This is a genomic window from Ralstonia sp. SET104, from assembly GCF_003851545.1.
Lineage (GTDB): Bacteria > Pseudomonadota > Gammaproteobacteria > Burkholderiales > Burkholderiaceae > Ralstonia.
Genome location: NZ_BHVX01000005.1, coordinates 210,227 through 236,499, shown reverse-complemented (window position 1 = coordinate 236,499; position 26,273 = coordinate 210,227). Strand labels below are relative to the sequence as shown.

The window sequence follows — 26,273 nt, the reverse complement described above, 5'->3', positions numbered from 1 at the left end:
ATGCCGCTCTCCCTGTCTTGCGGCCTTGTGCTGCTCAACGAAGACGCAGAAGTGCTGCTCGCGCACGCCACCGAAACGCGCCACTGGGACATCCCCAAAGGCGCACCCGACCCCGGCGAGAACCACCGCGACACGGCCCTGCGCGAGACCCGCGAAGAAACCGGCCTCGTGCTCGACAGCCACGCGCTGATCGAACTCGGCCGAATCCCGTATCGCCGCGACAAAGAATTGCATCTGTTCGCCGCCCGCCTGCGCCGCGCGGACGTTGCACTCGACACGCTGATCTGCACGTCGATGTTCAACAGCTATCACACCGGCCGGCTCATCCCCGAGATGGACGCTTACCGCTGGGCCGCGGCGGAGGAAGTGCCGCGATACGCGAGCCAATCGCTCACGCGGCTGTTCGCACAGACGTTGACGCTGGCGAGCATCGATGCCCGCCTGACCGAAGCGGGGCTATAGGCGAACGGCGTTGGCCGCCCTGAAGGAAGCAATCCGCATACGCACATCCAGTAAGCGACTAAGCGTAATGCGCGCGCATGCGCTCCAGACACTGGCGTGCATCTCCCACGACGAGGCGGCTGCTGCAAGCGATCATGAGGTTGCGCGACAGGCCGAAGTCTTCCACCGCCCAGCCGTCGGCATCGTTGCCGTTGGTGTTCGGCACCTGCGCGATGAGCGGCACGGCGGGCACGTTGTAGCACCACACGTCTTTGCCGCGCGCGATGGCGTAGCCGATTTCAAAGCTTGTGCCGGAATCGGGCTCGTGGCCGCGGAAGTCCGCCACGTTGGCGAGCACGGCATCGGCGGAGTCGATCAGCGCGATGTTCTGGCGGTAAATCTCGGCGGCGGTCGCAACGCCATCGGCCTGCGGGGCAATCGCGTTATCGAGCGGGTACAGGCCGGTGAAACCGAACTCCGTGCACAGCTTCTTGAGTGCTTCGCCATGCGCAGCGGGTTGCGGGCGGAAGACATCAGGGCCAGCGAGGTAGAGGCGCAAAGGCATGAGCGTAGACCGGTGAGCGATACGCGCAGCATAGCGCCGCCGATGGACGCCATACAAAAAAGCACCGCACAAAAACAAAGGGCCCGACATTGCTGTCGAGCCCTCTGAAATTTGGTGGGTCCTGCGGGATTCGAACCCGCGACCAATAGATTAAAAGTCTACTGCTCTACCGACTGAGCTAAAGACCCCAAAGACCGCGATTATAGAAAGATATCCGCGATTCTGTCAACGCCCGTCAGATCAAGTCAGGCGTTCCATCCGCCACATCTGATAACGGAACGCCAGCAGCGCGCCGATCACGATGCCCGCCAGCGCAATGAACGAGCCGATCGCCAGCGTCGAGATGCCCGACAGCCCTTGCCCGATCGTGCAGCCCAGCGCCGTCACGCCGCCAATGCCCATCAGAATCCCGCCGATGATGTGATTGCCGGTGTCCTCGGCATTGGCAAAGCCTTCCCAGCGGAACGTGCGCGTGGCCAGCGCCACCACGGCCGAACCGGCAATCACGCCCAGCACGCTCACGATGCCAACCGTCAGCACCTTTGACGTATCGCTGAAGAACATCAGCCACTCCAGCGTGTACGACACGGGGGCCACGAAGCTCAGCGCTTCCATGCGGCCGCTGTTGGTCGCCACAAACGCCTCCTGCAGTGTGTTCGGATCTTCCTGCACATAGCCAACGTGGCCCGACACGTACCACATGCCCACAATGATGAGCCCGACGCCGATCCCGCCCAACAGGTTGTCACCTGTGCGGAAATCGCGCCCCAGCAGCGCCCACAACGACAGCGCCCCGCCAATCACGAGTGCCAGCGCGAGGCGCAGCGTGCGCGCATCCACGGAGAGCGCATGGCCCAGCACGCTCGGCAAATCCTGCGACGTCGGCAGCGTAACTGCGACAGCGTCCACGGTCGCCACGCGCACCACGCCAAACACGCCCTTGAGCGTCATGTACGCCGCCAGCCCGAGAAACACAAACACCACGACCGACTTCAAATTGCCGCCGCCAATGCGCACCAGCGTCTTGCTGCCGCAACCCGAACCCAGCACCATGCCAAAACCAAACAACAGCCCACCCACCAGCGACGACAGCCACAGCAGCTTGCTGGCCGTATAGATCGTCTTACTCGTATCGATCAGCCCGAGCCAGCTTAGGCACCCCGTACCGATCATGGCCACACCGATGGCGAGCGCCCACATGCGCAGGCGGCTCCAGTCGCCGATGTTGACCACATCGGACACCGCGCCCATCGTGCAGAAGTGCGTGCGCTGCAGGATCGCGCCAAACACAAACGTGAGCGCAAAAGTGCCCCACAGCACGGTGTGGGACAACGCATTGAGGTCGATATCGGGCATGGCGCGTTAGACGTAGCGAGTGGGGTCGGGCACGCCGGCGGCGTCAAACCCGGCTTTGCGGATGCGGCACGAATCGCACACGCCGCAGGCACGGCCATCGTCGTCGGCCTTGTAGCACGACACGGTCATGCTGTAGTCCACACCCAGCCGTACGCCAGCCTGGATGATCTCCGCCTTGGTCATGGCGATGATGGGGGCGTTCACGCGGATGCGCTCGCCTTCCACGCCGGCCTTGGTGGCCAGGTTGGCGAGCGCCTCATAGGCGGCAACGTATTCGGGGCGGCAATCGGGGTAGCCGGAGTAATCCACCGCATTGGCACCGAAGAACAGATCACGCGCGCCCACCGCCTCGGCCCAGCCAAGCGCCAGCGACAGCATGATCGTGTTGCGCGCCGGCACATAGGTGATCGGGATGCCTGACTGCGCACCGTCGGTCGGCACGTCGAGTGCATCATCGGTCAACGCGGAGCCGCCGAACTTGCGCAGATCCAGATCGACGATTTCGTGGCGCACCGCGCCCAGCGATGCCGCCACCTTCTTGGCCGCTTCCAGCTCGGACGAATGACGCTGGCCGTAGCGCATCGACAGTGCATACGTCTCAAAGCCATCGGCATTGGCCATGGCGAGCACGGTGGCAGAGTCCAACCCGCCGGAGAGCAGGACGATGGCGCGTTTTTTCATAGGCGAAGCCTTGCAAAGCGAATCGGGAAGGCCCGCATTTTAGCGTGCTACCGCCCTGCCCGCGCCCCACGCGCCATATGTCCGCCATTCACCCGTCATGGTCGCCCATAAGAAAACGCCCGCCGATGCAACCACGGGCGGGCGTTGTTTCCTCAATCTCAATCACAGAACGACTTGCCGATCAGCGCATCGTCTTCAAACGGCTTTGTGCGGTCTTGGCCTGCTCAGTGCCGGGGTACTGCGACGCCACCGATTCCAGCGTCTTGCGTGCGGCCGCCTTCTGACCCGACTCACCCTGGTTGGTGGCCACCTGCAGCAGCGCATCGGGCGCCTTCGGGTGCTGCGGGTTGCTGCGTGCCATGTTCTCCAGCACGTAGCTCGAGCCCTTGTAATCGCGCTGCGCATAGAGCGCGTTGCCCAGCCAGAACTGCGCCAGCGGCAGATACGGGCTCTGCGGATACTTCTTCACGAACGCCGAGAACTGGTTGCCCGCGCCCTTGAAGTCGCCACCCTGAAACGCCTTGAGCGCAGCGTCATATTCAGGCTTCTCGTTGGGCTGGACCATGCCTTCGCGGCCATCCACCGTGGCCTGCTGCGGCTCGAACTTCTTCAGGCGCGCGTCGAGGTCAGTGTAATAATCCTTCTGCTGCTTGGTCAGCGTATCGACGCTGTTCTGCAGCACTTCATTCTGCCCACGCAGGCGCGCCACTTCAGACTTGAGCGTCTCGATCTGGTTTTGCGCGTCGAGCAGGTTCTTGCTGTTCTGATCAATGCGCTGAGCCGCTGTCGACTGGAAGTTGTTGAACTTGTCGCGCATGTCGATGATGGCGCGGCGCGCCTCATCGTCGTCAAACACCCCCGCCGCCGCCGGGCCGGCCATGGTAAGGGCGCCACCCGCGACGAGCGTCGCCATCAGGATTGCTCGACGCATGGCCCGGCGTAACGTCCGATCGGCGCGCTGTTTCATCATCGTGTTCATGTGATTGCCAACGTAAGAACGCCGGCCGCAACCTCGCAGCCGGCGCGTTCCACTTCAAACCGTACCGATTAATAGACGATATCGGCGCGGCGGTTTTGTGCCCATGAGTCTTCGTCGTGGCCGGTCGCTTGCGGCTTTTCCTTGCCCAGACTCACGGCTTCCATCTGGCTGTCAGGCACGCCCATCGACGACAGTGCGCGGCGCACGGCCTCGGCACGCTTCTGGCCCAGTGCGAGGTTGTACTCGCTCGTGCCGCGCTCGTCGGTGTTGCCCTGGATCAGGACCTTGCGCTGGTTGTGCGATTGCAGATAGCGCGAGTGCTGGCCCAGCAGGCCCTGGTATTCCGACTTGACCGAGTAGCTGTCGAAGTCGAAATAGATGCTGCGCTTGGCCAGCGGGCTGTTCGGGTCGGTCAGCTCGTCACGGCCCACGTCCACCGGGGTCACCGTACGGGCGTCCGCGCCCGTGCCGGCGCCGCCCGTGCCGTTCTTGGCGGTGTCATCCAGCTTGACGCCCGAGCTGCAAGCGCCCAGGGCCAGCAGCGTGGCAATGGCTGCGAGTTTGATCATGGTTTGGGACTTCGACATGTCCGATTTCTCCTAGAGGGACAACTGCTTCGTTATTGCATGAAAGGACCCCACGCCGGTTCGCGAACTTCACCGGCCTGGAGCGAAAGAATCTGACGCGTGCGGCCATCGGTCGACACCGCAGCCAGTACCGCCTTGCCACCCACGCGCGTGGAATACAGGATGAACTTGCCGTTGGCCGCAAAGCTCGGCGATTCATCGTGCGACGAATCCGTAAGCGCGTTCACGTCGCCGTTGGACAAGTCCTGCGTGTACAGGCGGAACGCACCGCCCACGCGCGAGATGTACGCCAGCAGCTTGCCGTCCGGCGACACGCGCGGGCTCGTGTTGTAGCTGCCCTTGAAGGTCACGCGCTGCGCACCGCCCGACTCTTCGCCCTCGGCCGACATGCGATAGATCTGCGGCGCACCGCCACGGTCGCTGGTGAAGTAAATCGAGCGGCCATCGGGCGAGAACGACGGCTCGGTATCGATCGCACTGCTGCGCGTCAGGCGGCGCAGGCCGGAACCATCAGCGTTGACGACGTAGATCTGCGTATTGCCATCGCGCGAGAGCGATACCGCCACGCGGCGCCCATCCGGCGACCAGGCCGGCGCCGAGTTGTTGCCCTTCTGGTTCGAAATGACCGTGCGGCGGCCTGCCACCAGATCATGCACGTACACCACGGGCTTCTTGCTCTCGAACGACACATACGCGACCTTGGTGCCGTCCGGCGACCACGACGGCGAGATGATCGGCTCATTGCTCGTCAGCGCAATCTGCGGGTTGGCGCCGTCCGAGTCAGAAATCTGCAACTGGAAGCGGCGGCCGACCTTGGACACGTATGACAGGCGCGTCGCAAAGACGCCCCGCTCGCCAATGAGCTTCTGGTAGATGTAGTCGGCGATTTCGTGCGCAGCCAAACGCAGTTGGCCCGGCCCGCGCGTGAGCGACAGGCCGCCCAGGCTTTCGCCCTTGGCGGTGTCGTACAAACGGAAGCGGATTTCGTAGCGGTCGCCGTTGCGGGTCACGGTGCCGCCCACAAAGGCTGCGGCGCCCCTGGTTTTCCACGCGCCCAGGTCAGGCGCCGGGCTATCCGGCACCACCGCGCCGGCAACGTCCACGTTTGAGAAGCGGCCGCTACGCGCCAAGTCCGCCCGGACGATGGCCGAGAGGTTTTGCGGAGCCTGCGCTTCGCCCTGGAAGTTGGCGATCGCGATCGGGTACTGGCTGGCGCCAACGCCTGAGATCTCTACGTTGAGCTGGGCATGAGCCACGCCGGCGCACGCCGCGGTCAGCAACAATGCCTGCGCTGCGCGCCGGAACATCGGGATCCACATCTTTCTCATCATGTTCATCGTCCCTACTATCAAATCCGGAATCTGAGAACCGTTGGCCAGCGCCGCACGAACTGCGCTGACACGTTTATTCCTTGGGCCGGAACGTCAGGATGACGCTCGACGGCGCTTTGCCATTGGTATCGCGCGGCAGCGGGTCGGAACGTTCGACCGCGCGCAGCACGGCTTCGTCATAGGCACCGTTGCCGCTCGATTTCGTCAGGCGCTTGGACAGGATCGAGCCGTCCGGCGCCATCTGCACCGACACCACCGCCGACGGATTGCCGTTGACGGCCGATGGGTCGAACAAGATGTTCGGCTTGACCTTGGCACGCACGCGCTCGGCATACCCCGCCGACGCAGTACCGCCCGTGCCCTGCGCATTGCCAACACCACCGCCAGACCCTGCCACCGAGCCCGTCGCTCCGGCGCCGGCCATGGCGCGAAGGCGGTCCAGTTGTTCCTTACGCTGTGCGTTGGAGCGCGCCTCATTGGCCTTGCGTTCGGATTCCGCTTTCAGCTTGGCGTCCGCTGCCGCCTTGGCCTTAAGCTTGGCTTCCGCCTCAGCCTTGGCCTTCGCTTCGGCCTGGGCTTGCAGTTGCGCATTCTTTCGCGCCTGGGCATCGGCGGCTGCCTTTTCTGCTGCCTTTTCTGCCGCCTTTTCCTTGGCCTGCTGTTCGGCCAGGGCCTTGCGCTGGAGTTCCGCTTGGCGGGCCTGCTGCTCTTCCTTCAGACGGGCCTGACGCTGCGCTTCGGCGCGTTGTTCCGCGGCGCGGCGGGCGAGTTCTGCATCACGGGCCGCAGCAGCTTCCTGCTCACGCTTGCGCTTCTGCTGCTCCAGCGCGATGTCGGCTTCCTCGTCCACCTTGGCGGGCGGTGCCTTGACCACCGGTTCGGGCTTGATTTCCGGAACCGGAGCCGACTGCTGCACGGCCTGCTGAACAGCGGCCTCGTCCCACAGTTCAGCCTCTTCGCCGCGCGGGGTGCTGCTCTGCCACTGCACGCCAAAGTACAGAAAGATCAGCAGCAGAACGTGCGTCAGGACCGCCAGCCCGAACGCGCGCAGCGTGCCGCGCTCGCGAACAGGCTCATACCGATGCAACGACGTCGTAGTCATGACGTTCAGGTTGCCCCGCCCTGGTTCGTCAAGGTTCGGTTCATCAACGTGCTCATGACGATTTCACCATCAGGCCGACACGCTTCACGCCGTCGCCCTTGAGTACGCTCATCACGGTCAGCACGCGGTCGTATTGAACCGACTTGTCAGCGGCAATCACGACTGGCTGATCGGGGTTTTCGTCGGTGCGCTGCTTCACAAAGGCGCGCAGTTCGTTGTTGTTGGCGAGTTTCTGCTCGGTCGCTCCCGAACCGGTTTTCACGCGAGCAAGGATCGTGCCGTCGCCCTTGATGGTCACGACGATGGGCGGCTGGGTCTGCTGCGGCGTGGCGTTGGCCACCGAAGGCAGGTTGACCACGCCCGGGTTCACCACGGGTGCCGCCACCATGAAGATGACCAGCAGCACCAGCATCACGTCGATATATGGAACGACGTTGATGTCGGCCTTGGCCCGTCGGGCGCGGCGCGTTCGCTGGATGGTAGCCATACGCTCGGCTCCTTAGCGCGTCTGGCGCTGCAGGATGTTCGAGAACTCTTCCATGAAGCTCTCGAACCGGTTGGCCAGGCGGTCCATCTCAGTGGCATAGCGGTTGTAGGCGATCACCGCCGGAATGGCCGCGAACAGGCCGATGGCCGTGGCGACCAGCGCTTCGGCAATACCGGGGGCCACCGCGGACAGCGTGGCTTGCTGCACGTTGGACAGGCCGCGGAAGGCGTTCATGATCCCCCACACCGTACCAAACAGGCCGATGTATGGGCTGACCGAGCCGACCGACGCAAGGAACGGCAGGTGCGATTCGAGCGAATCCATCTCGCGCTGGTAGGCCGCGCGCATGGCACGGCGGGATGCGTCAAGGATGGCGCTCGGATCGCCACCACCCCGTTGCAACTCGCGCGCCTTGAGGTACTCACGCATGCCGGCTTCAAAGATGCGCTCGAGCGCCCCGGTGGTGTGGCGGTTGTTGGCGGCACTCTGGTACAGGGCCTGCAAGTCGCCGCCGGCCCAGAAATCGCGCTCGAACGATTCGGTCTGGCTGCGTGCGGCACGCAGCGCAAAGGCTTTGCGAAAGATGTACGTCCAGGAGAACAGCGACATCACCAGCAGCAGGCCCATGACAAATTGGACCAAGAGGCTGGCGTGCAGCACCAGCGAGACGATCGACAGATCTTGTGTGACCTCGACGGGATTCATGCGGCGGCTTTGATGGTTGCGAGTACGGAAGCGGGAATCGGGGTCGGCCGGAAAGTGAGCCGGTCAACACATCCAACACGAATCGTGCCTGATGCGAGCAGAATGTCGCCACGCCAGCCTTCTTGGGCAAATTGGACCGATGCCGTGCCAACCCGTTCCATACGCGAACGGATCTGCACGAGGTCATCCAGGCGTGCTGGCGCACGGTAGTCCACGGCAGTGCTGCGTACGACGAAAATGGCCCCGGTCGTGTCGGCCAGCGCCTGCTGGTCAACCCCAAGCGCGCGCAGCCACTCGGTGCGGGCGCGCTCAAAAAATTTCAAGTAGTTGGCGTAAAACACCACGCCGCCTGCATCGGTATCTTCCCAATACACGCGCAGGTTCCAGTCAAAAGAAGACATCTGCCAATTTTAACAAGACGCATGTGACGGCCAGCCATCCACCGGCCGGCCGAGGGCTTGCATGGCGCGACAAACCCTGCATAAGAAGCCTTAAGCCATCCCTCGCGTGACGCTGGTGGCCGAGAATGACTGGCAAACGGGCATCAGTTCGATTGCGTTGACATTGAAGTGCGCGGGAAGCGCCGCCATCCAGTAGACGGCCTCGGCGATGTCGTCAGCGGTGAGTGCCTCCGTGCCTTCGTAGACCTTGTCCACACGGGCGTCGTCGCCCTTGAAACGCACGTTGGAAAACTCGGTGCCCGAGCAAAGACCCGGTTCGACGTTCGATACGCGCACTCGGGTGCCGGTCAGGTCTGCCCGCAGATTCAACGAAAACTGGCGCACGAACGCCTTGGTCGCGCCGTAGACATTGCCACCCGGATAGGGGTACGTGCCGGCGATCGAGCCGATGTTGATGACGTGGCCGCGGTTGCGCTCGACCATGGCCGGGAGTAATGCACGCGTCATATGGACCAGGCCGGAGCAGTTGGTGCCGATCATGCGGTCCCAGTCAGTCAGGTCGGCGCGCTGGGCAGGCTCGAGACCCAGTGCCAAGCCAGCGTTGTTGACCAGCACGTCGACTTCGCGCCAGCCCTCGGGCAGCGTGCCCGGCAACGCAGCGACGGCATCGGCGTCCAGCACATCCAGCACGAACGGCAGCACGGCGTCGCCCAATTCTGCCTTGAGCGCATCGAGACGGTCCTGGCGGCGGCCGGCCGCGATCACACGATGGCCTTCTCGCACGAAACGCCGCGCGATGGCCGCCCCGAACCCGGCTGTTGCGCCAGTCACGAATACGATCATGGAAGTGCCTCCGGACCTAAAAAGACGAAAGACCAGAGTTTACCTGAAGCCTTGTGTCTTATTGCAGCGCAATGTGCGCGACTGCACGCCGGCTTCTTGCGGCGACCATGGGCCTGTCGTACACTCGCGGGCAACCATTCCACCTTGCGCGACTGGCGAATCCTGAGGCCGCATCAAGAAGCCTCAACATGTGGGCGACGACCACGAGGAAGCGCAAGGTTTCTGGCGTCATGCACAACGACGCCTGCCGCTCGCCTGGGCAGCGAATGGGAAGCACTGGGTGACTTGGACACCCGCTGTAATCGGCCAACACCGAGCGCAGCCGTTCAAGCCGCGCGCATGTTTCCCCACGCCTCGCCCGATCTCTGCCATTTCCGTTTCGTTTCAGACCAGACACTCGCCATGTTCGAACGCAGCCGCTTTACGATCGACCAGATCGACCCCGAAATCTTTGCCGCCATCCAGAAGGAAAATCAGCGTCAGGAAGACCACATCGAGCTGATTGCCTCTGAGAACTACACCTCCCCGGCCGTCATGGCCGCGCAGGGCTCGCAACTGACCAACAAGTACGCCGAGGGCTACCCTGGCAAGCGCTACTACGGCGGTTGCGAATACGTGGACGTGGTCGAGCAGCTCGCCATCGACCGCGTGAAGCAGCTCTTTGGTGCCGAAGCGGCCAACGTGCAGCCGAACTCCGGCTCGCAGGCCAACCAGGGCGTGTTCTTTGCCGTGCTCAAGCCGGGCGACACGATCATGGGCATGAGCCTGGCCGAGGGCGGCCACCTGACGCACGGCATGGCGCTCAACATGAGCGGCAAGTGGTTCAACGTCGTCAGCTACGGCCTGAACGCGCAAGAAGACATCGATTACGACGCGCTCGAAGCCCTGGCACAAGAGAAGAAGCCGAAGCTGATCATCGCTGGGGCATCGGCATTTGCGCTGCGCATCGATTTCGAGCGCATCAGCAAGGTCGCCAAGTCGATCGGTGCGTACTTCATGGTGGACATGGCCCACTACGCCGGCCTGATCGCCGCGGGTGTGTACCCGAACCCGGTGCCGCACGCTGACTTCGTCACCACGACCACCCACAAGAGCCTGCGCGGCCCGCGCGGCGGCGTGATCCTGATGAAGGCCGAGCATGAGAAGGCCATCAACTCGGCGATCTTCCCGGGTATCCAGGGCGGCCCGCTGATGCACGTGATTGCCGGCAAGGCGGTGGCGTTCAAGGAAGCCCTGTCCCCAGCGTTCAAGACCTACCAGGAACAGGTGGTCAAGAACGCCCGTGCCATGGCCGAAACGCTGATGGCCCGTGGCCTGCGTATTGTGTCGGGCCGCACCGAAAGCCACGTGATGCTGGTCGACCTGCGCGCCAAGAGCATCACCGGCAAGGAAGCCGAGAAGGTGCTGGGTGACGCACACATCACTGTCAATAAGAATGCGATTCCGAACGATCCGGAAAAACCGTTCGTGACCTCGGGCGTGCGCCTGGGCTCGCCGGCCATGACCACGCGCGGTTTCAAGGAAGCTGAGGCCGTGAAGGTGGCACATCTGATCGCCGACGTGCTGGACAACCCGCACGACGAAGCGAACATTGCCGCTGTACGAGCCAAGGTGGCCGAGCTGACCAAGCAGTTCCCGGTCTACGCTTAAGGCATCCGCCGATGGCCGGGTCTTCCGGCCACGTAGTACCCTGCCGCGATGTGCCTGTCCGGGCCATCGCGGCGTTGTTCTTTTAGCGCAGCGCGTTCTTCAAGGTTGCCGAGGAGACCACCGGCATGAAATGCCCCTTTTGCGGCCACGCGGCCACCCAGGTGATTGATACCCGCATGTCGGAAGAAGGCGACACTGTGCGCCGCCGCCGCCGCTGCGAGTCCTGCGACCGCCGCTTCACCACCTACGAACGCATCGAGCTGTTCTTCCCGGCCGTCGTCAAAAAGAACGGCAGCCGTGTCGACTACGACCGCAACAAGGTCAAGGATTCCATGCGGCTGGCGCTGCGCAAGCGCCCGGTTTCCGCCGAGGCCATCGACGAAGCCATCGCGCGCATCGAAGAAAAACTCCTCAGCCACGGCGAAAAGGAAATCGGCAGCGACCGCGTGGGAGAGCTTGTCATGCGCGAACTCAAGCGGCTGGACAAGATCGGGTACATCCGGTTTGCGTCGGTGTACCGGAGTTTTGAGGATCTGGCGGAGTTTCGCGACGTGCTGGATGAGGTTGCGGCGACGAATGTGCGGAAATGAAGAAGGGCCCCAAAGGGCCCTTTCTTCTTGCCTGTTACCAGCATTGCGCTGAGGTGGTGCCCGCAGCCATGCTGGCGTTGCCTTGCACGCCGAGCTGGTTGATGGTGTATGTCCCACACGCATCGGCCGTCTGCGGGCTGACCGGAACAGCGGAAGCGGAATAGCCAGGCGCAGCGGCTCCGCTCGCACCCGCCGTACCCGTTACCGTGACATTCAACTGATAGTACGACTGCGTGCCAGACTGAATGGCGAACGGAAAACTGGCTGCGGCATAGCCGAGCGAAGCAGGCGACGTCGAGTAGTTGTTCTGCAGCGTGAAGAATCGCTCTTGCCGCGTCGCCAGATCCAGCAGCGCCGTCTTCGCATCCGCGCGGTGCGATTTGAGGATGTACCGCTGGTAGGACGGATAGGCGATGCCAGCCAGGATGGCGATGATCACCACCGTGATCATCAGCTCCATCAGCGAGAAGCCACCTTCGCCACGCGACAAGGTGAAAATTTTGGTTCGGTTCATGATCAACGCAGTTTGGTCCAGGTCATGCGCGAGCCAACGCCGGCGGCACTTGGATTGATCTGGTTGACCGTACCCGTACCGCTCACTGTCTGCTGCACCAGATACGGCAGCTTGTTGGCGGTCACAATTGACGGCGTGCCGGTGCCGCTCAAGCCGATACCACTGACGATGCCGCCATTGAGGGTCGGGAAATTGTTGTTGTTGTCACCGAAGAACGACGCAGTGCCCGCGCCCCCCGAGGCAACGGAAATGGCCATGGTGTAGCCAGAAGCCGGTGTAGACGTACAAGACAGAACCTGCTGCGTGCCAGGGACGGTCGTGTTAACGATGAACATGCCATAAGCCAGCGTCGGGTTGTAGACGACCTGTTCATAGTTAGTGACAGCGCTCGAACCCGAGCCCGTGGTGGTACTGGGCAACGCGAGTTTCCAGCCGAACTGCGTATTGGCGGTGCCGCTGTTACCACATGCGGTAGAACCCGCCCAGCAGATCTTGTTGTTGCTCACGGTCCGGTAAGACGGTGTCGTGCCCGAACTGACGGAGGTGCTGGTGATACTTTGCGTTTGCAGTGTGGACGCCGTCACTGTCTGCGGTCCTGTCAGGGTGGCGTAGACCGCTGCCGCGGGCGCAATCCTGTTCCAGGCGTTCATGTTCCAATCCCAGACACCATATAGCGACTGCGCGGTGCTGCTCGAATATGCGGCGGCACTGGTCTGCGTTACCGGGAAGACCTGGCCGGTGCCGAAGCTGACGAGCACGCGTGGCGCGCCCGTGCCGCTGCCCGGAATAGCGGCAACCGCCACTTTGCTGGTAATCGGCTGACCTGTGGGGGTGGAGAATATCGGCGCGGAGGAGACGCTCCACGATGCCGGATTCTGCGATGTCAGATCGAAACGCCAGACATTGCCAAACGCATCGCCTGCGTAGACGTAGTCGGTAATGTGATCGCCATCGAAGTCCGCCGGCGTTACGTAGGCAATGCCGTTCTTGCTGTTCGCCTTCAGAGGGTCCTGGCTGGGGCCGTATTTGGTGTCGAGGTAGTAGAACGACTTAGTGCCATTGCTGGCCACCAGCATGATGTACAGACCCGCCGATCCGCTTGCACTGTTCAAACCGTTACCGAACAGCACGGCCCAATTGCCGTTGTGCAGCCGGCGGATGACGGGCGTGCCATAAGTATTGCCCAAATAGTTACCGCAATTGGTGACATTGGAGCAGGTGAGGGTCGAGGGCGTCCATTCACCGAGGACCAGAGAGCTGGCGTTGCTCTCATTGAAGTTGGCAGGGTTGGTGATGTCGAGCGCATAGATGGCGCCCGTACCTGCGGTAGTGTTGTCAGCGATGGCGCCGCCGGCATTGCCGCCGCCGCCCAGCCCACCAACCAGCCACGTATGCCAAGCATTGTTGTAGTAAAGCTCGCCAGTGCCGGGAGTCGCGTCTACGTACAGATTGTGTGCGTACGAAGCGGAACTGAAGTCCAGTTTGCCGTTGGTGTTGTAGATGGTGTTCAGGGCCGCCGCTGGCATGTATGCCAGCACTTCCAGCCCGTCGTTCGGAGTGGTCGCCGTGGTGAACGTGCCGTTGGAGTCGTAACCACCCGCGCGGAAGCCATGCAGCATTCCGTCGTTTGCGCCAACGTACACCACGTTCGCGCGCTGCGCATTGTTGGTCTTGAAGAGTGCATAGCTGCCCGCCGGCTCGGACGGCGTAGCTGCTGCGTAAAGAGCGTCCACCCACGGGCCGTTATAAGGCGCCGACGGCGCACCAACCCAGGTGGGGCTGGAGTTCATGATGTCGCCCATCACGCCCGTACGGGTGCGGAAGGCCCCGCCGTTAGCGACCTCCTTGGTGCGGTCACCGCGCAGGTAGAGTTGACGAGGGCTGCTGGTAGCGCTGGCCGAACTGCTGTCCAGCGCATTCTTTTGTGCAGACGTGAGATTCGACCATTGAAAGGGAATGCCGCTTGAGCCATTCCAGGTCAAGATGCTTCGTGCTGTCGGGGCTTGCGCCGTCACCGTTGAAGTCGAACCGATGGCCGGGCAGGCGCCGCCCGTCAGTGTGCAACTGGCGTTCCAATTGGCATTGGTCGCGATGGAGACAATGCCCGTGGTCGGATCCATCACCAGATTTTGCGCGGTCAATTCACCCCACCAGTTGGTCGGGTGATAGTAGGCCAGGTAGACCTGAGTCCCTGCTTCGACCCGAGCCGACTGCTGCACGTTAGTACCAGCAGAACTGTTGGCTTGTCCTACCGGCGCAGCCTTGAAGCAAGTGATTTCGTGCACGTTGCTGCCGCCGCCCGTACCAGCGGAGAAGCCGAAGCGGAACGAAGCCGGCAATGGCCCATTCGATGCGGTGATACTTTGGTTGGTGATCACCGGCTGTGCAGTGCCACCGTTCACGCTATACGACAGGCTCAGCAAACCGTCCTGCGTGATGCTGAGTGCGTAGGTAATGGGCGTAGCATTCCCGCGCACTGCGTTGCTGCCTCCCGCCGCGTTCTTCCCTGCCGCCTCCTGACTGAACAGAGTCACGCTACTGCTGAGCGTGTCGCCCGAAATGTAGTTGTAGTTATAGGGAATTTTCTCGGTGGTCTTGGCGCCATCGGCAATCCAGTTGCCATTCGCGTCCTGCACCGAGTCGCCACTGAAGTTGTACAGATAGCCCGCACGGCACGTCTTCTGCACAGCACTGGATTGCGTCGTACTCATGCCCGACGCGGGATAGTACTGCGAATATTTGTTTGATAAATTTGCCCAGTTGGTATTGCCCGCACCACGCAGACTAATCCGGCCAGGGATCTGGCCAGGACCCGTACTGGTGTTATCGCCAGCGTTCGAGAAGTTGCCGAACTCATCAATCCCCAAGCCAATGTAGCCACCCTGTACACCGTCGTATGTCGGGTTGCCATTGGAACAGCTGTAACCCAAGCTCCCGCCTAACGCACCAACAGTCGGCGGTTGCGCGCCATCAGCCAAGAAGAAACTGACACCGTCCGCACCCGAGGCATTGTTCGAACTCGCATTATTTTTGTAGGCATTGCCACCATACGTCACCGTCGTGAACGTCACCTGCAAACCCTGATTGGTCGGGAAGGTAAAGTTGGAAACGACAGCGCCGGTCTGGTTGTTACCGTTGCTACCTGTAGTCGTGTCGCCATTGGTCAGGCGCAGAGCGCCCGAACCCACCGCATCGGGAAGCTTGCCGTTGACACCGCCAACGAGCGTCTTGCCACTGTAGTAGTCAAGTCCTGAGCACGCCGGAATCGTACCGCTGCCATTACCCGCAGTCAGACAGGCGCCGTTCAGGGCCTGCCAGTTGTACGAAGATGATGCGCCCGTCAGGGTGTCGCTGATCACCAACTGCGCCCTGGCGATACTCGGCAGTAACGCAGCAGTCGCCAGCAAGCCAACTCGTTGAATTGTTTTCATCACTGTTGCCCCAGATCCTTGGCGCCAGAACTGATTCGATAGGTGCTCTGCACCACTGCTGCTGTCGTTGCATCACCGCCAAAACCATAGGCGGTGACTTGGTAAAGCTGCGCGAGCCCGTTCGGACTCATGCCGATGTAGTTGATGTACAAGCCTGGGACGCCCGCGTAGTTGATATCTCCAGCCGGTGAACTCGCACCAGCCATGCCGCCACCGCCGTTCGCCGTCATAAACGGCGGCAAATAGGTGGATCCAACGCCCCAAGGCAAAGTGGAAGGCGTGGCCAATGCTGTGCTGCATACCCGCATATTGGCGAGCGTATTGCCGCTGTTGACGCCCGTACACGGGATACCAGTCGACCCGTTGCCCTGTCCGAGCCACCATTCGCCGTACTGAAGGGCGCTCTGCGCTGCCTCGAGCGCACGCTGCTTGTCGCGCGTGTTGGCCGCGATCTTCTCTTGCAAACCGAAGCTGCGGAACATGCCGATAGCGAACAGAGTGAGTACCACCAGCAACAGCAGTCCGACGACGAGGGTGTATCCACGTTCAGCGCGACCCGGCATTCTGGAAAAACGCATCGTCATGCTCATGACTGATTCTTTAGGCTGATGTTCTGCACCCACGTTGTGCTCTGCGCCTGCCCAACCTGGTTACCAAACTGTGTCGTAAACGTCAGGGTGATTTGAACGGTATGGACTTGTGACCAATAGCCCGACGCCGCCACTTGAGCGGCCGTCAGATAGGCGTCGTCATAGCCATTGCTGTTGGTGTCGGTGCCGTACATTACGCTCAGCCCGGCGACCCCACTCACGAGCGGTACGGTGGTCGTTACACCGCTGGAAACAAGCGTCATCGCGCATTGCAGCTCGTTGTTCGCGTTGACAGACAGCGTGTTGATGTAGACCTGCTGAGCGCCACTCGTGTTGGTCTGCCCCAGGCAGTTCATGGTGCCGTCACCGCTGGCGGTCGCAAACTGCGTTGTCACCGTATCGGTGCCCGATGTCGCACCCGAGGTACCGGAAATCACTTGGCCGGCCGCCAACGAGCCGGTCGCCTGAAATGCCGAGAGCGCCGTGTTGACGGTCGGATTGGGGAAATACCCGGCCTGCTGCACAACATTGGTAAAGATGGTCAGCGCCAGTCGTTCATTGTCTTGCAACTGCGCAAGCTGATCCTGGCTCGTGAAGGTCTTCTGCATGTTCACGAACACCACCACTACGCCACTCATGATGAACAGCGCGATCACCATGGCGATCAGGATCTCAACCAGACTCGTGCCAGCCTGCCTGCGCGCCGATCGCATCCGGAGAGTCATTGTTTTGGCGCTCATGGCTGGACGTAGACGGTGAAGCTCTGGGTAGACGCCGTGGTCACACCAGACGCAGCTGTCGTATTGTTGACCGCGATGTATTTCTCGTTCCAGTTCACTGTGATGTTGCAGCTCACCGGCACACCCGTTGTCGTTGTGCAATTGACCGTGGCGGAATAGCCCGGGAAATTGGCATTCATCGTGCTCGCCCACTGCTGAACATCGTAAGCAGCCAATTGAGCCGGCGTGCAGGGCTTCCCAGACCGGCACATGCCGGCGGTCAACGTCTGGTTCAACACGTTGGAGGTATCTGTAACGGTCGTGCCGCTCACACTGAATGTCGCCGGAGCCGTACCACCGGCCGCCCAAAAGGCGCCATTCCCATGCATGGCCGCTGCCAGACTTTCTGTCTGCAAAGCCACCAGCGAACGCACACGCGAGATCTGCGTGTTGCCCACCGCAGCCGCCTGGATTTTCGCCAGACCGAGCAGGCCCACGCCCACCACCACCATGGTGATCAGCGCTTCGATCAGCGAAAACCCGGCGGCCTCACGGCGCCTCATACTCAGTTGCATGAGCCGGTCCCCTTCTTCTGCACGACTTGCCGTCCGACAATATTGATCGCCACGCAGCGCGTCGCACTATCATTGACTGGCGCCGCGGTATGCAACGTCATGGTGACGGTGCCATTCGTCAAATTGGTCGCAAAACCATCGCGGTTATACGTTACCGCCGAAGCCGCCGGAGTCGGCCTGAAGGTATCACCGCTCGGAAGCGCGGCGCGAACGCGCAGCGGCACGTCGCTGGTGGAATCGGTTGTTCCCGACCCATTGATGTCATTGAAGACGATCCAGCCGGCTTCCCAATTGCTGGTATTGGTCGTATTGCACGCAGTGCCGTTGGATGATGGGCAAAGGCTGACCGGCTGCCCACGCTTGATTGCCTCACTGCGGGCAAATTGCAGATCATTGACCAAAGAACTGGCTTCGGCCTGCAACCGCGTCCGCTGCGTCAGCCCCACATACGATGGCGTCGCGACCACCGCCAGGATGGCCACGATCGCTAGCGTCACCATTAACTCAACCAGCGAGACGCCCTGGATGCGGCTCGAACGCATGCAATCGGCGCGCCCCCGCACGCCGCTTCGCCCATTCGCGTGCGACATATCTGTATCAATTTGGCTGTGACACGACACATTGCCGGCGCGAACGCCGACGCCTTCGCCACGCCGCTCGCCGTGGTACTCAGACCCGTGGTTGCGTGACGATTGAAGTTGAGGCGCGGTAAGGTGATTGCGGACCGCTGCCGCCATGTCAGTACAACAAACGACTGACCAGAAACCCACATCGCCCAAAAGGCGAAATCCCGTTAAGCATGACTCGAACCCCCGACTATTTTTTTAGCGGCAGTCACGACGCAATCGATTTCGCGCGCGCTGCTGATTTGGAACTGATTTGAGTTTTTCTACGATGGTTCGCGTTCGACCCCCGTGAACGCGATCATCTGCGCAGCACAAAACAGCCCAGGCAGATGCATCCCCGGAATAGTGGGGAATTAGTCAAAAAGTGTCAACAACCCCCTCCTTCAACCGCAAGATTCGGGAAGGCCTGTGTTGGTGAAAAACCAACGATTCATCACAGCCCGCAATTGATGGGGCTCGACGCTTCGAGAGGGTATTGACCAGATATGACACTTATACGGCCAAATTCACACTATCTTGAGCAGCTTCCCAAGTGTCAGCCGATTCATGCCTGTCCGCCATCACATCAACCGCCAACACGGCGCCATCCTGATCGAATCCCTCGTCGCCATGGCCGTTCTCTCACTCGGCGCGGCTGCCATGTTCCGAGCGCTCGACCAGCTCGAGGCAACTAGCCACGCTGCCACCCAACTCGGCGTCAGCGCCCGCACCCAGGTCGACCAGACAGAAACCCGCTGAAATGCCACGCACCCTCGCCCGGCCCGCGCGCGGCTCGTCGCTGGTCGAATCGCTGGTTGGCATGATCATCGCCCTGATGGTGTTGGGCATCGCACTGCAATTGATGCTGATCGCGCGAGCACGCTATCACCGGCTGGCCGACGAAGCATTGATCGAGGACCGCGCCATGCAGGCACTCGAATTGATCGGCCGCGCAGTTCATCAAGCGGGGTGGATTACCGATACACCAGCCTCTTCTTCAGCGCGCCGCTGGCCGGATGCGGGTGCATCGCCATCGCTTGAGGGTAAAGATGACTGTGGCACTCCACCCCACGTGCTGCCCCATTTCGAATGCAGCGGCGGCAACCAAAGGCGTAGCGATGCCTTATTGGTTCGCTTCGCCGGCCGCAGCACGGGGGCGAACAGTTCAAGCAGCGATGGCGCCACACTCGACTGCGGTGGCTACGGCGTGCCCGAGCGCATCGATGGCGAAGACCCGCGCCAAGGCTACGTCCTTTTGTTTGTGGGCCCAAACACAACGGATAGAGAGCTGGAGCTCAGATGCAAATCCCTTGACCGCGACAATCCGCGCGAAGAAGGAGACGCCCTCGGCTTGGTCCGCGGCGTCGAAACGCTTCAGATCCTTTACACCCTTGACCAGAGCCCAGCGACGCCCGCCACAGCCGTACCCGTATCAGCACGCGCCATTCAGGACAGCGACTGGCATCGCGTGCGACGCGTCCACGTGGCGATCGTGGTACGCGGTGATCGCTACGCGATCAGGCCGCCCACTTCCGACAACATCCCCCTGTTCCCCGCACTCGAGCCCACACCGGACGCGCAAACGGAAGACCTGGAATTCCGCCCCCAGGATCCGCGCCGCCACCGCGCGCGCTTTACCGCCACATTCGCCGTACGCAACCCACTGCGCTGCGAGGCCGACGCGTGCTGAACCAGCAACCATGGGAGCGAGGTTTTTCGATCATCGCAGTCACCGGCACGCTGATCATCATCAGCCTGCTGATGGTCACTGCTTTGCAACTGGTGCAGGACCACGTCCGCCGCTCCGTCCTGTCTGCGGACTACGCACTGGCTCTGCACGAAGCTGAGGCCGCGCTGGCGGCGGCCGAATGCGAGCTTGCCATCGCTACCCGCTCGCCAACGCCCAGGAGCTGCAACGCTGCGATAGACGACGCGCGCGTCGCTGCGCTCAATCCCGCCACCTTGGCCGGCTTCAAACCAGGCCGTTGCGGGGAAGGCGCAGAACTGGGCCTGTGCTGGCCGCTGCAGGGCCAGTCCGCGCCCAAGCTCGCCCATTTGATCGAAAGCGACGTAAATGCAGTGGCGCTCACCACAACTGCTCAGCGGGATGGGCGCAGCGCGAAGCCTGCTCGCTATGTCATCGAGCCCATTCCCGACGCGTTGCCGGGCCAATGGATGCACGCTGGTGCGGCGCGCGCACCCGCGCTTTTTCGGGTGACTGCTGCGGGCTTTGGCGTGGACCATCACGTCAACGTGATGCTGCAAACGGTCTACCGACCCCGGGCAGTCGAGCCATGACGGCACGTCGCATCTGTCTGGGGATCGCGGCTGCGCTGACCGGCTCCACGCTCGCCGCCAACAGTGACCATCCTGCCGGTCAGTTACCGACTCACATTGTTATCGCGCGCGGCGACGATGCCTGGAGCGGCCGGCTCCGTGCGATGCAGTTTCTGCCCACGCTGGCCACACTCGATGCGCCCGCGCCTGCGGACCTCTGGGAAGCAAGTCGCCTGCTTGACGCAGCATCGCCGGATGCGCGACAGCTGTGGACTTTCCACGGCGATGGCCGCACCCGCAAACCGGTCCGGCTGCACTGGTCAGCGTTGTCGCCCACCCAGCAAGCTGCAATCGACACGAGCGACGAATCTGGCGCCAAGCGCGTCGATTATCTGCGCGGCACGCGGCTGCACGAGCACAACCATCCCGGGCTGCGGCCGCGCACATCGGTGTTGGGCGCCATGCACGGGGCACGCGTACAGTTGCTCGGTCCACCCGGCTTCACACTGGATGCAGGACACGAGCCATTTCGCAAACAGCACGCACGCAGGCCATGGATGGCCTACATCGGCGCAAACGACGGCATGCTGCATGGCTTTGATGCGCTCTCCGGCGTGGAACGCTTCGCCGTCATGCCTGACGCCGTCCTGCCTGCGGCTGCACGCAATGCCTCACCTGGGCAACCGATACCAGCACCGATCTGCAGCCGGCCCTTCGCTGCCGATGCGTTGATCGGCAAACAATGGCATTCGCTCATCGCCTGCGCCAACGGAACCATGGGTTCGGGCCTATTTCTGGTCGACGTCAGTGATCCCGGCTCTTCCACGCCGCCACCCTTGCTCGCTTATGACGCCAGCGACGACTCGACCGTCGGCCATGTCGAAGGTCCCATCCCCATCCTCCCGCTGAATAACGGCGGCGACGGGCAGCGCCGCTGGTTCGCAATCAGCGGCAACGGCGAGGGCGATGCGCGCGTGGAAAGCCGTCTATTGCTGCTGGCGCTGGACCAACCCGGCACGGCGCAAACGATCCGCGTGCCTCCGGTTGCAAGCCGTGGCGGCCTTGGTGCCCCCGCCGTGGCGCTAGGACTGCAGGGGACTGCGACGTTTGCCTACGCCGCAGACAGGCATGGCCAAATCTGGCGCTTCGATCTGACCGGCGCGCCACCTTGGTCGCAAGCACTCGGAACCAACGATACCGAGCGACGCACGCCGTTCTTCACAGCCACCTCGCGCAGCGGCTCCATTCAGCGTGTCCTCAGCCCGATCCTGCTGGCGGCCACCGCCGGCGGTCCGCTGCTCGTCTTCACCGCAGTCGGCACCGATGGCCATGCCACGCTGTATGGCGTCGCCGATATCAACATCACGGTGCGCAACCTCTCACGCGACAGCCTCGCGGGCCTGAGCGCCAGCGAAGTCGCAGATGGCGTGGTCATCCAGCCTGGAAGCGGCAGCACGGCAAATGGATGGCGCATCGACCTGCCTGCCAGCCAAGTACCGGACGACCTGACCACCGCCGGCCTGAACAGCCTGCTGCTTAGCACACACGACGCAGCTGGCCGCAAACGCACTTATTTGCTGGATGCGCATACTGGCCTTCCCGCCAGCCAAGATGGCCGAACGGGTCAGGTCGTCATGGGGATGCCGCTCATCACCGTGCAAAGCGCGCCGCCAGCCCGGATGCCCAGCGGCACGACCACACAGGCGACGCACACCGTCTTGTGGCAACTTGATGGCGAGCACATTCGCAAGCTTGAATCGCGCACCTATACACGCCAACTCGGTCGACTGAGCTGGCGTGAAGTGACCGAGGCCGGAGCACGTTGATGCGACGCGCACGGGCATTCACCCTGATGGAGTTGATGGCGGTACTGGCCATCGCTGGGGCGCTGACGTTTGTCGCAGCGTCGAACTGGCCTGCGTACTGGCAGCGTAAGCATCGCGCAGCAGCACGCGCAGCGCTGGTTGGTGCCCTGTCGCAGTTGGAACTCAGGCACGCGAGCACAGGAACGTACGAAGGCACCCCTGGACCGATGCCGTATGTGGATGGCTACATCATCACCGAGCAGCCATGCGCGAGCAGAGGCATCAGCGTACCGCGCAACCAATGCATCGAGGTGGTCGCAAAGCCCGGTCAACCCGACAAGGTCTGCGGCAACCTCGTTCTTCGCAGCACCGGCGAGCGCGAGCCGCACAACTCCACATGCTGGCCATGACACGGCACGCGCAAGCCATCCGGCAAGCAGGCGTGACGCTCCTGGAACTGGTGATCGTGCTTGCCATCGTTGCCGTGCTGGCCGTGATGGCGGTGCGATCAGTCATTGACCGCTGGCAGCGCGAGACTGTCATCCTGCTCGCTGAACGCTTGGCCAGCACAATCTCTCTGGCCCAAAGGACAGCACAGCATCGGCATGCCCAAACGCAAGTCAGCCCGCGAGAACCCTCGCAAGGCTGGGCCAGCGGTTGGGCATTGACCGTTCTGCCAACGACAACGACGCCCGGGGCAGCTTGCGCATCCGGAAAAGAAGTCTTGGTCTCCGTCTCATTGCCGACCGTGCCGGTAGTGCGGCTCAGCGTGCCGCGCGGCACGCTTTCCTACGCGGCTGTGGGATACTCACGGATGACCGAAGTTACCGGCACCACGGTAACGGTCTCGAGCGGGCGGCATACCCGTCTGGTGCGGATCAACAGAATTGGCCGCCCTCGCATCTGCGACCCAGATGCGAACCGCAGCAGCAATTGCCAAGCCTCCAATCACGATCCGTAACTCAACCCCGCGTCACACCCATGTTCTCCGACTTCGACCACGCCATGATGCAGCGCGCCCTGGCGCTGGCCGAGAAAGGCCTGTTCACGACCACGCCCAACCCGCGTGTGGGCTGCGTGATCGTGCGTGACGATACCGTCATCGGTGAGGGCTACACGCAGCCCGCTGGCCAGGACCACGCGGAAATCCAGGCCATCAAGGATGCCCAGTCCCGCGGCCAGGACGTGCGCGGCGCCACCGCCTATGTGACGCTGGAGCCCTGCAGCCACTTCGGCCGCACCCCACCCTGCGCGGATCGCCTGGTTGAAGCCGGCATTGCCCGCGTGGTGGCGGCCATGGAAGACCCCAACCCCGCCGTCTCCGGACGCGGCTTGCAGAAGCTGCGTGACGCCGGCGTTGACGTGCGCTGCGGCCTGCTGGAGCGCGAGGCGCGTGAGCTGAATATTGGCTTCGTTTCGCGCATGACGCGCGGCACGCCGTGGGTGCGCGTCAAGGTCGGCGCATCGCTGGATGGCCGCACGGCGCTGGACAACGGCATCAGCCAATGGATTACAGAAACCGAAGCCCGCAACGACGGCCACCGCTGGCGTGCTCGCGCTTGCGCCATCCTCACCGGCATCGGCACGGTGCGCGAAGATAACCCGCGTCTGACCGTGCGCGCCGTCAACACGCCGCGTCAGCCGCGCCGGGTGCTCATCGATTCGGCGTTGGACGTCCCACTCGACGCGCACATCCTCACGACGGATGGTCATCACGAGCCGACACTGATCTTTGCCGCACAGCCCGAAGCCCGCCGCATGCGCGCACTGAGCGAGCGCGGCGCCGAGGTCATCCTCCTGCCCAATGCCGCCGGCAAGGTCGATCTGGCAGCAGTACTGCGCGAGCTGGGCCGCCGCGAAATCAACGAGCTGCACGTCGAGGCCGGGTTCAAGCTCAACGGCTCCTTGCTGCGCGAGGGGCTGGTCGACGAGATCCTCGTCTATCTGGCGCCCAAGGTGCTTGGCTCGGGCCAGGGCATGTTCAATATGGGGCCGCTGCAGACGCTGGAAGGCGCGGCCGAATTCTTCTTTCACGATATCTCGCGCGTCGGGGGCGACCTCCGCATCCTGGCGCGCCGCAACCCGACGGATTGATTGCTTATGTTCACCGGAATCGTCGCCGCCATCGGCCGTATTGAAACCGTCACGCCGCTGGGCGACAACGCCGATGCAGGCGTGCGCCTGTCCATCGACTCCGGCGGCCTGCCGCTGGCGGACGTGGCCTTGGGCGATTCGATCGCCATTCAGGGTGCCTGCATGACGGTCGTCGCCAAGACAGACAGCCGCTTCGACGTGGACGTCTCGCGCGAATCGCTGTCCAAGACAGTCGGGCTGGAGCGCCCCGGTGAAGTGAACCTGGAGAAAGCGCTACGGCTGGCCGACCACATTGGCGGGCACCTCGTGTCGGGCCACGTGGACGGCCTGGGCACAGTCACGCATTTCGCGCCAGTCAATGAATCGCACGAATTGCGCGTGCGCGCACCAGCCGACCTGGGCAAGTACCTGGCCTACAAGGGCTCGGTGGTGGTCAACGGCGTGTCGCTTACCGTCAACACGGTGCGCGACGACGCTGACGGGTGCGAGTTCTCGATCAACCTGATCCCGCATACGGTGGCGGTCACCACGCTCAAGCACCTGAAGGCCGGCTGCCAGGTCAATCTGGAGATCGACCTGATCGCCCGCTACGTGGAACGCATGCTCACCCACGCCGCCATCGGCCTGCCCGTGGGCGCCCGGCCGCTGGCAGCGGTTTGAGCCGATGGCCCCACTGGCTTGGGGCCACCTTGGCGTACAATAGCGGGCTTCCCATTTACGCAGTCGCACGGCCCCCAACATGACAGATTTGCGGGAGTTGGCCGGCGGCGCGCACCCCTGCTACGCCATGTCGATCGCCACAGTCGAAGAAATCATTGCCGAAATCCGCGCCGGCCGAATGGTCATCCTGGTCGATGAGGAAGACCGTGAGAACGAGGGCGACCTGATCCTGGCGACCGACTTCGTCACGCCGGAAGCCATCAACTTCATGGTCACGCACGCGCGCGGCCTGGTGTGCCTGACGCTCACAGAAGAGCATTGCGACCAGCTCGACCTGCCGATGATGGCCAGCCGCAACGGTACGCAGTTCGGCACCAACTTCACCGTATCGATCGAAGCCGCCGAAGGCGTGACCACCGGCATTTCCGCTGCCGACCGCGCACGCACCATCCAGGTGGCCGCCGCCAAGAACGCCAAACCGGCTGACCTGGTGAATCCGGGCCACATCTTCCCGCTGCGCGCCCAAAAGGGTGGCGTGCTGATGCGCGCAGGTCACACTGAAGCCGGTTGCGACCTGACCGCGATGGCGGGCCTGACCCCCGCCGCCGTGATCTGCGAGATCCTGAAGGACGACGGCACCATGGCGCGCTTGCCGGACCTGGTGGAGTTCGCCAAGAAGCACGGCCTGAAGATCGGCACGATTGCCGACATGATCCAATACCGCAGCCGCACCGAAAGCATCGTCGAGCGCGTCGGCGAGCGCACGATGGAAACGCAGTTCGGCACGTTCCACGCTGTCGCCTTCCGCGATCGCGCTGCCGGCCGCGCCCATCTGGCACTGGTCAAGGGCACGCCCACGCCGGACACCGAGACACTGGTGCGCGTGCATGAACCGCTATCGGTGCTCGATCTGCTGGAATGTCAGCGCACCACGCACTCGTGGAGCGTGCCCGCTGCCCTGCGCGCCGTGCAAGCCGCCCCGACCGGCGTAGTCGTGCTGCTCAACTGCGGCGATTCGGCAGACCGCCTGTTCACCCAGTTCACCGCGCTGGACGCACCGCACGAGCGCCCGCGCACCAAACCCGATCCACGCATCTACGGTATCGGCGCGCAAATCCTCAAAGAGGTGGGCGTGGGCAAGATGCGTGTGCTCGCCTCGCCGCTCAAGTTGCCGAGCATGACTGGCTACGATCTGGAAGTGACCGCGTATCAGTCGATGGCAGATGCGCCGGACGTCACATCGGCTTCATCCACCGCCACGCATTAAATTTCTCGCGGCAGCCAA

General features: G+C 62.8%; 29 protein-coding genes, 1 tRNA gene and 1 riboswitch. Of the genes, 12 read left to right on the top strand and 18 right to left on the bottom strand.

What is annotated here, in order from left to right; translation table 11 throughout:
* Window positions 1-462: an NUDIX domain-containing protein gene (locus PSUB009319_RS09025; protein ID WP_124381884.1), complete on the top strand. Its 462-nt coding sequence runs from the start codon at window positions 1-3 to the stop codon at window positions 460-462.
* 58 nt (window positions 463-520) lie between these two features.
* Here the strand turns inward: PSUB009319_RS09025 and PSUB009319_RS09020 are convergent, their stop codons facing one another.
* From PSUB009319_RS09020 to ydfG, 12 genes are all read right to left on the bottom strand, one after another.
* On the bottom strand, window positions 521-1,006 hold the full coding sequence (locus PSUB009319_RS09020; protein WP_124381883.1) for a nucleoside 2-deoxyribosyltransferase: 486 nt from the start codon (window positions 1,004-1,006) through the stop codon (window positions 521-523).
* Window positions 1,007-1,118: 112 nt separating this feature from the next.
* Window positions 1,119-1,194, bottom strand: a tRNA-Lys gene (locus PSUB009319_RS09015).
* A 52-nt stretch (window positions 1,195-1,246) separates the two neighbouring features.
* Window positions 1,247-2,362, bottom strand: a complete 1,116-nt coding sequence (locus PSUB009319_RS09010; protein WP_124381882.1) for a YeeE/YedE family protein — start codon at window positions 2,360-2,362, stop codon at window positions 1,247-1,249.
* Window positions 2,363-2,368: 6 nt separating this feature from the next.
* Window positions 2,369-3,043 carry a 7-cyano-7-deazaguanine synthase QueC gene (gene queC / locus PSUB009319_RS09005; RefSeq protein ID WP_124381881.1) on the bottom strand — a complete coding sequence of 225 codons (675 nt, stop codon included), beginning with the start codon at window positions 3,041-3,043 and terminating at the stop codon, window positions 2,369-2,371.
* A 181-nt stretch (window positions 3,044-3,224) separates the two neighbouring features.
* On the bottom strand, window positions 3,225-4,022 hold the full coding sequence (ybgF, locus tag PSUB009319_RS09000; protein WP_124381880.1) for a tol-pal system protein YbgF: 798 nt from the start codon (window positions 4,020-4,022) through the stop codon (window positions 3,225-3,227).
* 68 nt (window positions 4,023-4,090) lie between these two features.
* A complete protein-coding gene (pal, locus tag PSUB009319_RS08995; RefSeq protein ID WP_124381879.1) occupies window positions 4,091-4,609 on the bottom strand; it encodes a peptidoglycan-associated lipoprotein Pal in 519 nt (172 codons plus the stop codon).
* A gap of 32 nt (window positions 4,610-4,641) precedes the next feature.
* Window positions 4,642-5,946, bottom strand: coding sequence for a Tol-Pal system beta propeller repeat protein TolB (tolB, locus tag PSUB009319_RS08990; RefSeq protein WP_124381878.1), 1,305 nt, complete (start codon window positions 5,944-5,946; stop codon window positions 4,642-4,644).
* Between the two features lie 67 nt (window positions 5,947-6,013).
* The gene (gene tolA / locus PSUB009319_RS08985; RefSeq protein ID WP_124381877.1) at window positions 6,014-7,042 is read right to left on the bottom strand and encodes a cell envelope integrity protein TolA; all 1,029 of its coding nucleotides are present in this window, start codon (window positions 7,040-7,042) and stop codon (window positions 6,014-6,016) included.
* 52 nt (window positions 7,043-7,094) lie between these two features.
* Window positions 7,095-7,529 carry a protein TolR gene (gene tolR, locus PSUB009319_RS08980; RefSeq protein WP_124381876.1) on the bottom strand — a complete coding sequence of 145 codons (435 nt, stop codon included), beginning with the start codon at window positions 7,527-7,529 and terminating at the stop codon, window positions 7,095-7,097.
* Between the two features lie 12 nt (window positions 7,530-7,541).
* Window positions 7,542-8,234, bottom strand: a complete 693-nt coding sequence (gene tolQ / locus PSUB009319_RS08975) for a protein TolQ (RefSeq protein ID WP_004629517.1) — start codon at window positions 8,232-8,234, stop codon at window positions 7,542-7,544.
* Window positions 8,231-8,635: a tol-pal system-associated acyl-CoA thioesterase gene (ybgC, locus tag PSUB009319_RS08970; protein ID WP_124381875.1), complete on the bottom strand. Its 405-nt coding sequence runs from the start codon at window positions 8,633-8,635 to the stop codon at window positions 8,231-8,233. The genes tolQ and ybgC overlap by 4 nt, the downstream gene beginning before the upstream one ends.
* 90 nt (window positions 8,636-8,725) lie before the next feature.
* On the bottom strand, window positions 8,726-9,478 hold the full coding sequence (gene ydfG / locus PSUB009319_RS08965) for a bifunctional NADP-dependent 3-hydroxy acid dehydrogenase/3-hydroxypropionate dehydrogenase YdfG (RefSeq protein WP_124381874.1): 753 nt from the start codon (window positions 9,476-9,478) through the stop codon (window positions 8,726-8,728).
* Window positions 9,479-9,616: 138 nt separating this feature from the next.
* Window positions 9,617-9,746: riboswitch (ZMP/ZTP riboswitch) on the top strand.
* 134 nt (window positions 9,747-9,880) lie between these two features.
* Here ydfG and glyA point away from each other — a divergent pair.
* Both glyA and nrdR read left to right on the top strand, forming a co-directional pair.
* On the top strand, window positions 9,881-11,128 hold the full coding sequence (glyA, locus tag PSUB009319_RS08960) for a serine hydroxymethyltransferase (RefSeq protein ID WP_124381947.1): 1,248 nt from the start codon (window positions 9,881-9,883) through the stop codon (window positions 11,126-11,128).
* A gap of 125 nt (window positions 11,129-11,253) precedes the next feature.
* Complete coding sequence (gene nrdR, locus PSUB009319_RS08955; protein ID WP_004629525.1) at window positions 11,254-11,718, top strand: transcriptional regulator NrdR; 465 nt, start codon at window positions 11,254-11,256, stop codon at window positions 11,716-11,718.
* Between the two features lie 34 nt (window positions 11,719-11,752).
* Here nrdR and PSUB009319_RS08950 read toward each other — a convergent pair whose 3' ends face one another.
* From PSUB009319_RS08950 to PSUB009319_RS08925, 6 genes are read right to left on the bottom strand one after another with little or no spacing between them, the layout of a single operon-like run.
* Window positions 11,753-12,232, bottom strand: coding sequence for a type IV pilin protein (locus PSUB009319_RS08950; RefSeq protein WP_124381873.1), 480 nt, complete (start codon window positions 12,230-12,232; stop codon window positions 11,753-11,755).
* Between the two features lie 2 nt (window positions 12,233-12,234).
* Window positions 12,235-15,666 (bottom strand): pilus assembly protein, encoded by a 3,432-nt coding sequence (locus PSUB009319_RS08945; protein WP_374704188.1) that lies wholly within the window; start codon window positions 15,664-15,666, stop codon window positions 12,235-12,237.
* The gene (locus tag PSUB009319_RS08940; protein ID WP_124381871.1) at window positions 15,663-16,253 is read right to left on the bottom strand and encodes a PilX N-terminal domain-containing pilus assembly protein; all 591 of its coding nucleotides are present in this window, start codon (window positions 16,251-16,253) and stop codon (window positions 15,663-15,665) included. The genes PSUB009319_RS08945 and PSUB009319_RS08940 overlap by 4 nt, the downstream gene beginning before the upstream one ends.
* A complete protein-coding gene (locus PSUB009319_RS08935; protein WP_124381870.1) occupies window positions 16,250-16,993 on the bottom strand; it encodes a PilW family protein in 744 nt (247 codons plus the stop codon). The genes PSUB009319_RS08940 and PSUB009319_RS08935 overlap by 4 nt, the downstream gene beginning before the upstream one ends.
* The gene (locus tag PSUB009319_RS08930; RefSeq protein ID WP_124381869.1) at window positions 16,990-17,547 is read right to left on the bottom strand and encodes a prepilin-type N-terminal cleavage/methylation domain-containing protein; all 558 of its coding nucleotides are present in this window, start codon (window positions 17,545-17,547) and stop codon (window positions 16,990-16,992) included. The genes PSUB009319_RS08935 and PSUB009319_RS08930 overlap by 4 nt, the downstream gene beginning before the upstream one ends.
* On the bottom strand, window positions 17,538-18,089 hold the full coding sequence (locus PSUB009319_RS08925) for a Tfp pilus assembly protein FimT/FimU (RefSeq protein ID WP_260392920.1): 552 nt from the start codon (window positions 18,087-18,089) through the stop codon (window positions 17,538-17,540). Before PSUB009319_RS08925 ends, PSUB009319_RS08930 begins: the two co-directional genes overlap by 10 nt.
* Window positions 18,090-18,719: 630 nt before the next feature.
* On the opposite strand from PSUB009319_RS08925, the gene PSUB009319_RS08920 reads away from it, so the two are divergent.
* From PSUB009319_RS08920 to ribBA, 9 genes are all read left to right on the top strand, one after another.
* A complete protein-coding gene (locus tag PSUB009319_RS08920) occupies window positions 18,720-18,911 on the top strand; it encodes a prepilin-type N-terminal cleavage/methylation domain-containing protein (RefSeq protein ID WP_124381868.1) in 192 nt (63 codons plus the stop codon).
* A gap of 61 nt (window positions 18,912-18,972) precedes the next feature.
* A complete protein-coding gene (locus PSUB009319_RS08915) occupies window positions 18,973-19,842 on the top strand; it encodes a PilW family protein (protein ID WP_260392919.1) in 870 nt (289 codons plus the stop codon).
* Window positions 19,836-20,450 (top strand): pilus assembly protein PilZ, encoded by a 615-nt coding sequence (locus PSUB009319_RS08910; protein ID WP_260392918.1) that lies wholly within the window; start codon window positions 19,836-19,838, stop codon window positions 20,448-20,450. The genes PSUB009319_RS08915 and PSUB009319_RS08910 overlap by 7 nt, the downstream gene beginning before the upstream one ends.
* The gene (locus PSUB009319_RS08905; RefSeq protein WP_124381866.1) at window positions 20,447-22,255 is read left to right on the top strand and encodes a pilus assembly protein; all 1,809 of its coding nucleotides are present in this window, start codon (window positions 20,447-20,449) and stop codon (window positions 22,253-22,255) included. The genes PSUB009319_RS08910 and PSUB009319_RS08905 overlap by 4 nt, the downstream gene beginning before the upstream one ends.
* Window positions 22,255-22,644: a type IV pilin protein gene (locus PSUB009319_RS08900; RefSeq protein ID WP_124381865.1), complete on the top strand. Its 390-nt coding sequence runs from the start codon at window positions 22,255-22,257 to the stop codon at window positions 22,642-22,644. The genes PSUB009319_RS08905 and PSUB009319_RS08900 overlap by 1 nt, the downstream gene beginning before the upstream one ends.
* Window positions 22,632-23,195: a Tfp pilus assembly protein FimT/FimU gene (locus tag PSUB009319_RS08895; protein WP_260392917.1), complete on the top strand. Its 564-nt coding sequence runs from the start codon at window positions 22,632-22,634 to the stop codon at window positions 23,193-23,195. Before PSUB009319_RS08900 ends, PSUB009319_RS08895 begins: the two co-directional genes overlap by 13 nt.
* Window positions 23,196-23,215: 20 nt before the next feature.
* Window positions 23,216-24,328 (top strand): bifunctional diaminohydroxyphosphoribosylaminopyrimidine deaminase/5-amino-6-(5-phosphoribosylamino)uracil reductase RibD, encoded by a 1,113-nt coding sequence (ribD, locus tag PSUB009319_RS08890; RefSeq protein WP_124381864.1) that lies wholly within the window; start codon window positions 23,216-23,218, stop codon window positions 24,326-24,328.
* A 6-nt stretch (window positions 24,329-24,334) separates the two neighbouring features.
* Window positions 24,335-24,988, top strand: coding sequence for a riboflavin synthase (locus PSUB009319_RS08885; RefSeq protein ID WP_124381863.1), 654 nt, complete (start codon window positions 24,335-24,337; stop codon window positions 24,986-24,988).
* A 127-nt stretch (window positions 24,989-25,115) separates the two neighbouring features.
* Entirely contained in the window at window positions 25,116-26,255 is a 1,140-nt protein-coding gene (ribBA, locus tag PSUB009319_RS08880) for a bifunctional 3,4-dihydroxy-2-butanone-4-phosphate synthase/GTP cyclohydrolase II (protein ID WP_124381943.1), read from the top strand.
* The last annotated feature ends 18 nt before the right edge of the window (window positions 26,256-26,273 follow it).